Here is a 10,992-nt window from a genome sequence, read left to right as displayed (position 1 = left end):
CAACCTGCGGTGGCACCACAACCCCGAGATCGCCACACTTCGTTCGCGATGACAAGCACAGCCCAACCCCGAGATCGCCACACTTCGTTCGCGATGACAAGCACAGCCCAACCCCGAGATCGCCGCACTTCGTTCGCGATGACATGGGGAGAGCCGTTCGCTATGACAGACACAGCCAAAACCTAAAAATCGCTGTGCTGGTGAGAGGCCTGTGGAGCAGCGGGTAAGTTAGCCTGAGCGCGGTTTTCGCTCTGGTTGATGCGGAAGTGGGCAACCAGTTGACGCAGTTGATCGCTAAGTTGAGCGAGCGATTGAGTCGCCTGGGTACTTTCTTGCACTAGGCTGGCATTTTGCTGTGTCATTTGGTCCATTTGCGTGACCGCCTGGTTGACCTGCTCGATACCACTGCTTTGCTCAATGGTGGCGGCAGAAATATCCTGCACCAGCGTGCTGAGCTGTTTAATATCATTCACCATGCTGTTGATGACATCGCCGGTATCGCGTACCTGGCGGCTGCCTTCCGTGACTTTACCATCTGACGCCTCAATCAGGGTTTTGATTTCTTGAGCGGCGGCGGCGGAGCGGCTGGCTAGCTGGCGGACTTCATTGGCAACCACTGCAAAGCCACGCCCTTGCTCCCCGGCACGCGCGGCTTCCACCGAGGCGTTGAGTGCCAAGATATTGGTTTGGAAGGCGATGCCGTCAATGGTGTTGACGATGGTGCTCATTTGCGTGGCGCTTTCGTTAATCGTCGCCATGGTAGAAATCACGTTGGACATAGAGTCACTGCCGCGCTGTGCACTGTCTGCTGTTCGGGTGGCCAGCGTGCGAGCATGATCGGCATGTTCGGCGTTCTGCTTAACCGTGGCGGTGAGCTGTTCCATACTCGAAGCCGTTTCGGCTAACGAGGCCGCCTGTTGTTCGGTACGCGTGGAGAGCTCTTCGTTAACGCCCACAATCTGCCCAACGCCACTGTTTACCTGGTCGGCACCGCGGTAAATATCGCCAATCGTCTCGGCCAGAGTTTCTCGCATGCGGTTAATATCAAACAGTAAGCTTTGTTGATCCTTGGCTGAAAGCTGCGTTACCTGAGTTAAGTCCCCATCGGCGATATGGCGCACCACGCTGACCGCGTAGCGTGGGTCGCCACCTAAACGACGCGAAAGGTCACGAATAACCCAGCCCATCAGCAATGTCACCGGTAGGCCGATGATCAGCAGTATTACTACCGAACGAATTAAGCCGGTAATAAAGGCGGCATTAATGTCATCCACATAAACACCTGTGGCTAGCGACCACTGCCATTCAGGGAGGTGCGCGACGTAACTGGTTTTTTGCACCTGCTCGTCGCCACCTGCGCGGGTAGAGTAATAGTCAACGTGGCCACCGCCTGATTGGGCAACACGCAGCAATTCTGGGTATAGCGCCATACCGCTGGCATCTTCATAGTTGGTCATGTCAGTGCCGGGCGGGCGACTGGGGTGGGAAATAATCAGTAAGTCATCGTTGAAAGAGAAAATATACTCACCCGCTCCAAAGCTAACGGTGGACATATTGTCGATGGCGCGCTGCTGCGCTTCTTCCAGGCTAAGTTCACCGGCGGCTACCTGTTCTTGCAGGGCTTCAATTTGGCTTTGCACGCTTTCTACTACGTACTGAATGCTGTCGCGGCGTTCGCTCTCAATCGTCTGGCGATTCTCCCAGGCTAACCAGCCAACCAAGAGCAGCATGGCGATCCAGATAATACCCAGCGTTCCCCAGAGTTTTTGTGTTGTTGTTATGTGCGTCATGGATTTCCTGCTTGGTTGGTAGGTGATGTCAGCGAGCCGAGTTGTATTTGTTATATCGGCTTTAACATCAAAGACTTTAAAAAGTAATATTACGTTATTGAAACTTCCCGTTTATTGTTTTTGGTCAGTTTTTTAGCCTGTTTTTAAACGTGTTTTTAAGAATTTCGAGTTAAATGAGCATCCATTTAGCCAATCGCCACCAGCCAGCGCACCGCGTAAGGGGGAAGGGCGCCGCTCGCTTCCCAAGGGTTAGCGGGGTCGAGTGCTTGCCAGTCGTGTTGGCTAAGCGCTTGGGTAACCGCCTCGCCCATCTTTTCCAGAGGGAGCGGCAGGTCAGTGACGTTATACAGCGCGAGCAAACGACGTCCATCGCTTAAAGGGCCCCGCTCCACTGCTAGCACTTCCGGGCAAGAGTCCAGTACTCGCTGAGCCGCATTGGGGTGAAAGCAAGGCTCTTGGCGACGTTGGTCCAATAAGCGGTTTAACGCGCGGAAAACATCGTGGGTGGGCGTGGAAGGGCTGTCTATGAGTAGCTCTAGCTCGCTGCGCTGCCAGCGCCGACGGTTGATCGAACGCAGGCGTCCGCTGCGCTCAACGCCTTCTACATCATTGAGCGTACCGGTGAGCGTGTGGATATACAGTGCGGGTATGCCTTGCAGGCTGAGCATAATCGCCTGGCTACACAGGAAGCGGGCGATCTGCCAGGGGTCAGGACCGCGACGAGTGCCGCGCATGGCTTCAAACCAGGTAATGTTGATCTCATAAGGCGTGTCACTACCGTCTGGGTTGCTGCGCATGCTGACAAAGCCGCCGAATTTATGCATTAGCTCGAGTAGTGCATCGCGCTCGTGGTCGGGCAGCAAACCTTCCAGCGGGCGTACGCCAATGCCATCGTGACTGGCCGTAAAGTTCAGGTAGGTACAGTGGGCGGGCAGCACGGGCAGGCTGGCAAGCCAGGTTTGCAGGGTGCTGGCTTCGCCCCGCGTTAAGGTATGGAGCAGTAAGGGCGGTAGGGTGAATTGATAAATCATGTGCGCTTCATCCGGTGGCCCTTTGGGAAGCCGGTGAAGCCCTAAATAACTGATGTTCTCCTTATGGGGCACGTTGGTTTCGGTAACCAACAAGGTGCCTGGGGCGAGATGGTCCACAATGGCGCGTAATAGCCGCACAACGGTGTGGGTTTCGGGTAGATGGATGCAGGCGGTGCCCAGCCGCTTCCACAGAAAAGCCACCGCGTCCAAGCGAATAATGCGCGTGCCTTGCTCTAGGTAGAACAGTAAAATACCGATGAATTCCAGCAGTACATCCGGGTTTTCAAAGTTGAGATCCAGCTGGTCTTCGGAAAACGTTGCCCATAAGTAGCGGGTGCCGCGACGGGTGGAAATCGGCACCAACAGGGGGCTGCTGCGCGGTCGTACCACTTGGGAGACATCGGTATCGGGGTCGACTTCGATAAAGTAGTCGCGGCCCGGCAGGCTGCCGCTCAGGTAATCCACGAACCAAAGCGATTCCCGTGAGACGTGGTTGAGTACGAGATCCGCCATGAGGTCGTAATGGCTGGCCAGCTCGCGGATATGCGACCAGTCGCCTAGCTCGGGATTGACTTCCCGGTAGTGAATGACCGAAAAACCGTCGTCGCTGCTCCAGGGAAAGAAAGGCAGCACGTGTACACCGCTGATGCGCTCGCCCAGGCGCGTTTTGAGAAAATCGCTGAGTACCGCCAGCGGGGGCGTGCCTTCCTGAACAATCGAGTCACCATAGCTAATGACCCACTGGTCTTTTTCGCTCCATGATGGTGCGTTTTTTGCCGGTACCTCGGCGGGAGCGGAAGGAACCGGTGCAAGTGGTTGAAAGTGCTCAAGACGTTGGTTTAAGCGCCGTTGCACCTCGCCTGCTCGATGGCCGTAAAGATGGCTAAGGTAGTCGTGAACGGTCTGCTCGAAAGAGGACATGGATAACTCCTGATAAACAATCTGCCACAAACACTGCAGCTTGTGTGCCAAATCGTTACAATACGATGCTAATGCCGCGTTTAAACGCTGGGCTAGTGCCTTTGCTAGTTTAACATTGGGTGATCATTACCCGTATAAGCGCGATTAACGGCACACACATTGATAGGTTATAACACGCTAACTCGTGCGGTACACCGGCACGGGCTGACAACAGGTTGACCGCTATGCATTGCCCTTTTTGTGGTGCAAACGATACCCGAGTGACTGATTCGCGGTTGGTTGCTGACGGCGACCAGGTGCGCCGTCGTCGCCAGTGTGCGAACTGCCAAGAACGCTTTACTACTTATGAAACCGCTGAGCTGGTGATGCCGCGGGTGGTGAAATCCGATGGTTCCCGCGAAAGCTTTAATGAAGCCAAGCTGCGGGCAGGCATGCTGCGTGCGCTGGAAAAGCGTCCGGTGAGCGCTGAAGCGATTGAGGCGGCGGTAGAGCGCATTCGTCAAACCTTACGTGCCCGGGGCGACCGAGAAATCAACGCCCGTGATATCGGCGAGTCGGTCATGCAGGCGCTTAAAACCCTCGACCATGTGGCCTACATTCGGTTCGCTTCGGTTTACCGCAAGTTTCAGGACCTGGACGAGTTTCGCGCTGAAATCGATCGGCTTTCTCAAGAACCTTCTCAAGAGCCGTCTTCTCAGCCGGACCACGACAGCGGGTCGTCATCATGAGGGGGGCTTTTAGCCAAGCTGACCACCGCTATATGGCTCGGGCGCTGCAGCTGGCGGAGAAAGGCTTGTATACCACGGACCCCAATCCCCGGGTGGGCTGTGTGATTGTGCGCGATGAGCAGGTTGTCGGCGAAGGCTATCATCGGCGTGCCGGTGAACCCCACGCTGAAATTCACGCTTTGAATGCCGCCGGTGAGCAGGCCCAGGGCGCGACCGCCTATGTCACTCTGGAGCCCTGCGCCCACACTGGGCGCACCGGCCCCTGTGCGGTAGCGCTTTGCAACGCCAAAGTAGCGCGGGTCGTGATCGCGATGGTCGATCCTAACCCTCAGGTGAGTGGCCGTGGTATTGAGATACTCGAAGCGGCGGGCGTTAAGGTCACCGTGGGTTTGCTGGAGAGCGAAGCGCGCGCGCTGAACCCCGGTTTTATTGCCCGGATATCAAAACAACGCCCCTTTGTGCGCTTGAAAATGGCGATGAGTTTAGATGGCCGTACTGCGATGGGTTCGGGGGAGTCGCAGTGGATTACAGGACCAGAAGCGCGCTGCCATGTCCAGCGGTTGCGGGCGCGTTCCAGTGCGATATTAAGCGGCGTCGAATCGATCATTATGGACGACTCGCGGCTGACACTTCGCGCTGACCAGTTACAGCTCGACAACGCCGATGAGGTGGTTCGTCGCCAGCCGTTGCGGGTGATTTTAGATACTCGGCTGCGCTTACCCCTGGCGGCGGCCTGTTTGAGCGAGCCGGGGCGCACACTGATCATTACCACTCCCGATCATGCAGCTGAAAAGCGCCAGCGGTTAACCCAGGCGGGCGCTGAGATTCAGATCTTGCCCGCCGGGAGCGGTGGCCGTATCGATTTAGTGGCAATGCTGCAGTGGTTAGCCGAAAATGAGCAGGTAAACGAACTGCTAGTGGAAACCGGCGCCACCTTAGCGGGCGCCATGCTGGATGCAGAGTTGGTTGATGAACTGCAGCTTTTCGTTGCCCCCACGCTGCTAGGTGGCGAGGCAAGGCCGCTATTTGCGCTGCCAGGGCTCGCGCGTATGGCCGATCAGCGGCGTTTGACCATTCACGATATGCGGGCGGTGGGGCGCGATTGGCGCATTATTGCTTCCCCTAGCGCAAGCGACGATAGCAAGGTACCCTGACGCGCTAAATCGCCGTTAAAGCGACCCCTTTCGCGACAACCGTTCTCGTGATGAATGTCCGTGACGACCGCTTTCGTGACAACTGTCAGTGACAGCCGTCTTTGACAACATAGACTGGAGATTCCATGGCGCATCCCTCCTCTAGAGGCTTAGCCCCTATCGCCGAGCTGGTGGACGATATCCGCCAAGGCAAAATGGTGATTCTCATGGACGATGAGGATCGCGAAAACGAGGGTGATATCATCATGGCCGCCGAAAAGGTGCAGGCCGAGCATATCAACTTCATGGCTCGTTTTGCCCGCGGTTTGATTTGTATGCCGATGACCCGCGCTCGTTGTGAACAGCTTAATTTGCCGCTGATGGTGCGCGATAATGGCTCCGGTTTTGGTACCAAATTCACCCTCTCGATTGAAGCGACCGAAGGCGTTACCACAGGCATTTCCGCAGCAGATCGGGCCAGAACCGTTCAAGCAGCGGTCGCGCCTCATGCCAAACCGGCCGATATTGTTCAGCCTGGACATATTTTCCCGCTGATGGCCGAACCGGGTGGCGTGCTGCGTCGTGCCGGGCATACCGAAGCTGCCTGTGATTTGGCGTCATTGGCGGGCTGTGATCCCAGCGGTGTGATCTGCGAGATCATGAACGATGACGGCAGCATGGCGCGTCGCCCAGAGCTTGAAGCCTTTGCTCATGAGCACGGGATTAAAATTGGTACCATCGCGGATTTGATTCACTACCGCATCGTTAACGAGCAGACCATTGACCATCTGGAAGCGTCCACGGTGATGACGTCCCACGGTGAGTTAACTTTGCACGTTTTTCGCGACCGCATCCAAGGCGCTCACCATCTGGCACTGGTCAATGGTCAGCCAACGCCTGAGCAATCCACCACGGTGCGCGTGCATCTTAGCGATACACTGCGCGATGTAATGGGCTTAATGAAAGGCGAGCAGTGCCGTTGGGACGCCCATCGGGCGCTAGACGAGATCGCGAGTTCAGCGCCGGGGGTGTTTGTGCTAATTGATGACGCTCGCCCACATCAGGATTTAAAAGACCAGCTCGATATCTTTTTGGATCGCGTGCGTCAGCCGCGTACGAGTGACTCCGACGGCGCCGGTAACTATTTAACCATCGGCACCGGTTCGCAGATTCTGCGCTATTTGGGCGTGGGTAAAATGCGCTTACTGAGTTCACCGTGGAAATTCTCGGCGCTGTCCGGCTTTGATCTCGAAGTCACTGAACTTCTAGGCCCTAATGACGCAGTGCATGAGCCAGCTAATCAACAGGGCTAACTCATCAGAGCGAATTCATCAGCACTAATTCATCAGAACTTATTTAGCCGAACTAACTCAGCAGGACGAAATTTGATGCAATCCCTCACTCAAGTTGAAGGTACGTTTGTTGATGTCGATGGCCACTATGTCATCGTGGTGGGGCGTTTTAACCATCACGTGGTAGATAGCCTGGTAGAAGGCGCCGTCGACAGCCTGACCCGCCACGGCGTGGACATGGAACATATCCACATTGTTCACGTGCCGGGTGCCTGGGAACTGCCGCTGGCCGTTAAGCGCGTTTTAAAGGTGATGAAGCCTGATGCAGTCATTGCCTTGGGCGCAGTGATTCGCGGTGGCACCCCCCACTTTGAATACGTGGCGGGTGGCTGCAACACAGCGATTAATCACTTGCAGCTTGAGTTTGATACTCCCGTTGCCAACGGCGTGTTAACCGTTGAAACCATTGAGCAAGCGATTGAACGTGCGGGGACCAAGGCCGGCAATAAAGGTACCGAAGCCGCCATGGCCGCGATGGAAATGGTCTCTCTGCTGCGCGCTCTGGGAGACGCCTAATGAGCGAGCGTAAACCCTCTGCCGCTCAGCAGAGCCGCCACGCGGCACGTGAGTTAACCGTGCAGGGGCTCTATCAGTGGCAAATGACCGGTAAGTCCATTACCACCATTGAAGCCGAGTTTCGTAGCCAAGTCGCTGATGATGACCTGGAAGACCATGAAAACTGGGTAAAAGTGATGGAAATCGCCGATAAGGCGTTGTTCCATGAACTGCTCCACAACACGGTGCGTTTCAAAGCGGAGCTGGATCGCGATATATCGCCGTTGTTAGATCGCCGCCTGGAAGACCTTGATGCGGTAGAGTTGGCGATCTTACGGCTTGGCGCCTATGAGCTTTCCCGCCGCCTGGAAGTACCCTATCGTGTGGTCATTAACGAAGGCGTTGAGTTGGCCAAGTCGTTTGGTGCCACCGACGGCCATAAATACGTGAACGGCATTCTCGATAAGCTGGCGATTCGCTTGCGCAGTGCCGAAGTCAGCGCTCGTCGTCTCTGAACACGAGCGGCATGACAATGCGTTTAAGGGGCCTTTGTGCTTGCCGAATTTGATTTGATTCGACGCTACTTCATGTCGTCGCAGGAGGCGGCGACTGCGTCAAACGGCGTCACACTAGGATGTGGAGACGATGCCTCGCTATTGCTTCCGCCAGCCGGCCAACAGTTGGCGGTGAGCGTTGATACCTCGGTGGTGGATGTACACTTTCCTCACGATGCTCCGGCGTTCGCGGTGGGTCATCGTGCCTTGGCCGTCGCGCTGAGCGATCTAGCCGCCATGGGGGCTAAATCGCGCTGGTGTTGGATGGCGTTAACCCTTGATCAGCATCAGTTCGCCGACGACGCAGCAACCCACGCCTGGCTAGCTGACTATGCGCGTGGTTTTCACGCGCTCAACCAGCAGCACGCCACGGCCTTGGTGGGTGGCGACGTTACCTCAGGCATGCTTTCCATCGGCGTGACCGTCATGGGCGAAGTCCCCGTGGGCGAAGCGCTGACCCGCAGTGGCGCTCGGGCAGGTGATGTTATTGCGGTCACCGGCGCGCTAGGCGGCGGGGCAGGTGGCCTCGCCCTTTGGCAACGTGGTGAGCGCGATCTCACCCATCCGCTGCTAAGCCGCTATTTGCTGCCTGAGCCGCGCTTGGCGGCGGGCGTCGCATTGCGCGGCCTGGCCACCGCCGCGCTGGATATCTCTGATGGGCTCCTGGCCGACTTAGGGCATCTTCGTGAGGCTTCCCAGGTAGGCGCGGTGCTCGACCTGGACACTTTACCGTTGGCTGATGGCCTGGACGATGCCTTAGGCCGCAAAGCGGCCCTGCAGGCGGCGTTGTGCGGTGGCGATGATTATGAGCTACTAGTGACGCTAAACGCGGATAAGGTATCTGAAGCGCAGCAGCGCTTAGCGGCATTGGGCCTGTCGCTTTCGGTCATTGGTCGTTGTCGTCGTACCTTGGGGGTGATGAGCGCCTCTGATCAAACGGACCTAAGTGGTTACGTCGGCTGGCAGCATTTTAGTAGGGAAGCGCCATGAACCGTGCACCGAAAAGTGTCTGGCACCGCCCAACGCATTTTTTTGCCTTTGGCTTAGGCAGCGGTACCGTCCCTTGGGCACCTGGAACCTTTGGTACCTTAGCGGCGATTCCTTTCTACTGGATGATGGCAGATTTACCTCTCGGATGGTTTTTAGGTATCTGCTTCGTCGCCTTTGTCGTTGGGGTGTGGCTATGCGACAAAACCTCCCATGATTTAGGGGTGCACGATCACTCGGGTATCGTATGGGATGAGTTTGTTGGTTACTGGCTGACCATGGCAGCAGTCCCTTTTTCATGGGAGGCTGCACTCTGGGGTTTTGTGGTATTTCGTATTTTCGATGTTTTTAAGCCCTGGCCGATACGCTGGGCAGACCGTCGTGTGGCGGGTGGTTTTGGCATTATGATTGATGATGTGATGGCAGGGGCTTACGCCTGGAGTACGATGCACCTTTGGTTTTGGTTGCATTAGTCTTGGATTCTGGCTGCGTTTAGGCGGTTCTCAATAGTATGGATACTAAGCACTACCGGTTGATAGCGCCATTCGGGTGCGTTGGCTTTAAAGCGTAGGCAAGGAGATAGCATGCGCAAAGAACGTCTGATTGTCCCCTTGCTGGCTTTTCTCGCCATTGTTTGGATGGCGGCGCAGCTCCTCTCAAGCGTGCTTTTTGAGCGCGGCCTGCGCCAAGCGCTAGAGGATTTAGAAGCGCGTGGTGAATGGCGTGTTACCCGAACAGAGAGCCAGCAGGGCTGGTTAACGTCCCAGGGGCGCCTGCTTCTTTCACCTCTTTTGGGTCGCCCTTGGCGCCTTGAGCTGACCTATAACGCGCGCCACGGTATTTTAAGTACCGATGTTGAAGGCTCTGTATTGCCGCGCCTGGACACCGTATTACAGCAAGCCGTCGGTGAAGTGACGGCGCCTTCGGTGCCACGCTGGCAAGGGCGCTATCACACGCTCAGTGGCCACACAGAGCTACGCCTTTCCCTCGCGCCCTTTGTGATTCAACAAAACGGTCGCGAATTAGCCGTTCGCGGTGGCAGGCTACGCGTAGAAGGTGTATTCGGTGATTGGCATCTGCGTATGTTGTTAGATCAGCTCACGCTGACCGATGGCATGGCCCAGCTCACGCTTGGGCCAACCGAGCTTGAAAGCCGTTACACTTATATTGAGGACGCCTACCACTTTGCGCAACGCGATCACCTGCATATCGAAATGCTTCAGCTGCATTATCCCGCCTATGATATGCAGCTTGCGCCGCTAGACCTGTATAGCCATATGGAACTAGACGAGAGCGAGCTGCGCATAAAAGGCGAGTTAGCGGTAGGCGATGTGATGATTCCTTCGGAGGCGCCGGAAACGCCATTGCTTAACGGCCGAGTAGAGATGGAGCTTTCGCGCTTGAACGCCGATGCAGTGCGCCAAGTATTTCGGCGCTTGCGCCAGGAAGCCTCATGGGGCGATGCCAGCCTGCCCATGGCGGAAGGGCTGCTCGCTCGCCTTGAGCCCGATTTGCGCCAAATGCTCACCGACTCGCCGCGTTTAGATGTGACCACCATCGCGCTAGATAGCCCGCTATTAGGCATTCGAGTGAATGCTGACGGCGCGCTATTTTTCGATGCCCGCGATTTGGATGAGCTGAGCGTTACCGACTTGGATAAAGAAAAAGAACAGGCGAAATGGCTTGAACGCCTTGATGGCGACTTCACCTGGCACGACGCCCCCGCCGTTGCGGCGCTCTGGTTAGGGCTGCCATTGGGCACCCGCGAATTAGAGTTTGATGTGGTGCGCGGGGTATGGCGAATTAATGGGCGACCCATGCCCGAGCTTTGGCCTTAAGCGTTATTATTGCGAACGAAGTATGGCGATCTCCGGGTTAGATTCTGTCATCGCCAGCGAAGCGCGGCGATCTCGGTTTTGGCTGTTTTTGTCATCGCGAGCAAAGCGTGGCGATCTCGGGGTTGTTTGCCGCCGCTGGTGCAGATTGCCGCGTCGCTGCGCT

The 10,992-nt window shown here is 56.4% G+C and carries 10 protein-coding genes; 8 read left to right on the top strand and 2 right to left on the bottom strand.

Going from position 1 to position 10,992, the window contains the following annotated elements; all coding sequences use genetic code 11:
- Positions 1–182 precede the first annotated feature (182 nt).
- Both RZA33_RS19025 and RZA33_RS19020 read right to left on the bottom strand, forming a co-directional pair.
- A complete protein-coding gene (locus RZA33_RS19025) occupies positions 183–1,790 on the bottom strand; it encodes a methyl-accepting chemotaxis protein (RefSeq protein ID WP_317509292.1) in 1,608 nt (535 codons plus the stop codon).
- Positions 1,791–1,975: 185 nt separating this feature from the next.
- Complete coding sequence (locus tag RZA33_RS19020; RefSeq protein WP_317509291.1) at positions 1,976–3,742, bottom strand: sugar phosphorylase; 1,767 nt, start codon at positions 3,740–3,742, stop codon at positions 1,976–1,978.
- Between the two features lie 224 nt (positions 3,743–3,966).
- Between RZA33_RS19020 and nrdR the strand changes: the two genes are divergently transcribed.
- The 8 genes from nrdR (at position 3,967) to RZA33_RS18980 (ending at position 10,829) form a co-directional block, all read left to right on the top strand.
- Positions 3,967–4,470, top strand: coding sequence for a transcriptional regulator NrdR (gene nrdR, locus RZA33_RS19015; RefSeq protein ID WP_317509290.1), 504 nt, complete (start codon positions 3,967–3,969; stop codon positions 4,468–4,470).
- Positions 4,467–5,624, top strand: coding sequence for a bifunctional diaminohydroxyphosphoribosylaminopyrimidine deaminase/5-amino-6-(5-phosphoribosylamino)uracil reductase RibD (gene ribD, locus RZA33_RS19010; protein ID WP_317509289.1), 1,158 nt, complete (start codon positions 4,467–4,469; stop codon positions 5,622–5,624). The genes nrdR and ribD overlap by 4 nt, the downstream gene beginning before the upstream one ends.
- 125 nt (positions 5,625–5,749) lie before the next feature.
- Positions 5,750–6,916, top strand: a complete 1,167-nt coding sequence (ribBA, locus tag RZA33_RS19005) for a bifunctional 3,4-dihydroxy-2-butanone-4-phosphate synthase/GTP cyclohydrolase II (RefSeq protein ID WP_317509288.1) — start codon at positions 5,750–5,752, stop codon at positions 6,914–6,916.
- Between the two features lie 75 nt (positions 6,917–6,991).
- Positions 6,992–7,471: a 6,7-dimethyl-8-ribityllumazine synthase gene (gene ribE, locus RZA33_RS19000; protein WP_317509287.1), complete on the top strand. Its 480-nt coding sequence runs from the start codon at positions 6,992–6,994 to the stop codon at positions 7,469–7,471.
- Positions 7,471–7,965 (top strand): transcription antitermination factor NusB, encoded by a 495-nt coding sequence (nusB, locus tag RZA33_RS18995; protein WP_317509286.1) that lies wholly within the window; start codon positions 7,471–7,473, stop codon positions 7,963–7,965. Before ribE ends, nusB begins: the two co-directional genes overlap by 1 nt.
- Before the next feature lie 36 nt (positions 7,966–8,001).
- Positions 8,002–8,994, top strand: coding sequence for a thiamine-phosphate kinase (gene thiL, locus RZA33_RS18990; protein ID WP_317509285.1), 993 nt, complete (start codon positions 8,002–8,004; stop codon positions 8,992–8,994).
- Positions 8,991–9,464, top strand: coding sequence for a phosphatidylglycerophosphatase A (locus RZA33_RS18985; protein WP_317509284.1), 474 nt, complete (start codon positions 8,991–8,993; stop codon positions 9,462–9,464). Before thiL ends, RZA33_RS18985 begins: the two co-directional genes overlap by 4 nt.
- 111 nt (positions 9,465–9,575) lie before the next feature.
- On the top strand, positions 9,576–10,829 hold the full coding sequence (locus RZA33_RS18980) for a DUF945 family protein (protein WP_317509283.1): 1,254 nt from the start codon (positions 9,576–9,578) through the stop codon (positions 10,827–10,829).
- Positions 10,830–10,992: the final 163 nt, after the last annotated feature.

The organism is Halovibrio sp. HP20-59 (assembly GCF_033052795.2).
Classification (GTDB): Bacteria; Pseudomonadota; Gammaproteobacteria; order Pseudomonadales; family Halomonadaceae; genus Vreelandella.
This window is presented reverse-complemented; position numbering and strand designations above follow the sequence as displayed.

What these genes read in the sequence shown, in the direction of transcription:
- RZA33_RS19025 (WP_317509292.1), bottom strand. Translation starts at nt 1,790, where the DNA reads ATGACGCACATAACAACAACACAAAAACTCTGGGGAACGCTGGGTATT.
- RZA33_RS19020 (WP_317509291.1), bottom strand. Translation starts at nt 3,742, where the DNA reads ATGTCCTCTTTCGAGCAGACCGTTCACGACTACCTTAGCCATCTTTAC.
- nrdR (WP_317509290.1), top strand. Translation starts at nt 3,967, where the DNA reads ATGCATTGCCCTTTTTGTGGTGCAAACGATACCCGAGTGACTGATTCG.
- ribD (WP_317509289.1), top strand. Translation starts at nt 4,467, where the DNA reads ATGAGGGGGGCTTTTAGCCAAGCTGACCACCGCTATATGGCTCGGGCG.
- ribBA (WP_317509288.1), top strand. Translation starts at nt 5,750, where the DNA reads ATGGCGCATCCCTCCTCTAGAGGCTTAGCCCCTATCGCCGAGCTGGTG.
- ribE (WP_317509287.1), top strand. Translation starts at nt 6,992, where the DNA reads ATGCAATCCCTCACTCAAGTTGAAGGTACGTTTGTTGATGTCGATGGC.
- nusB (WP_317509286.1), top strand. Translation starts at nt 7,471, where the DNA reads ATGAGCGAGCGTAAACCCTCTGCCGCTCAGCAGAGCCGCCACGCGGCA.
- RZA33_RS18985 (WP_317509284.1), top strand. Translation starts at nt 8,991, where the DNA reads ATGAACCGTGCACCGAAAAGTGTCTGGCACCGCCCAACGCATTTTTTT.
- RZA33_RS18980 (WP_317509283.1), top strand. Translation starts at nt 9,576, where the DNA reads ATGCGCAAAGAACGTCTGATTGTCCCCTTGCTGGCTTTTCTCGCCATT.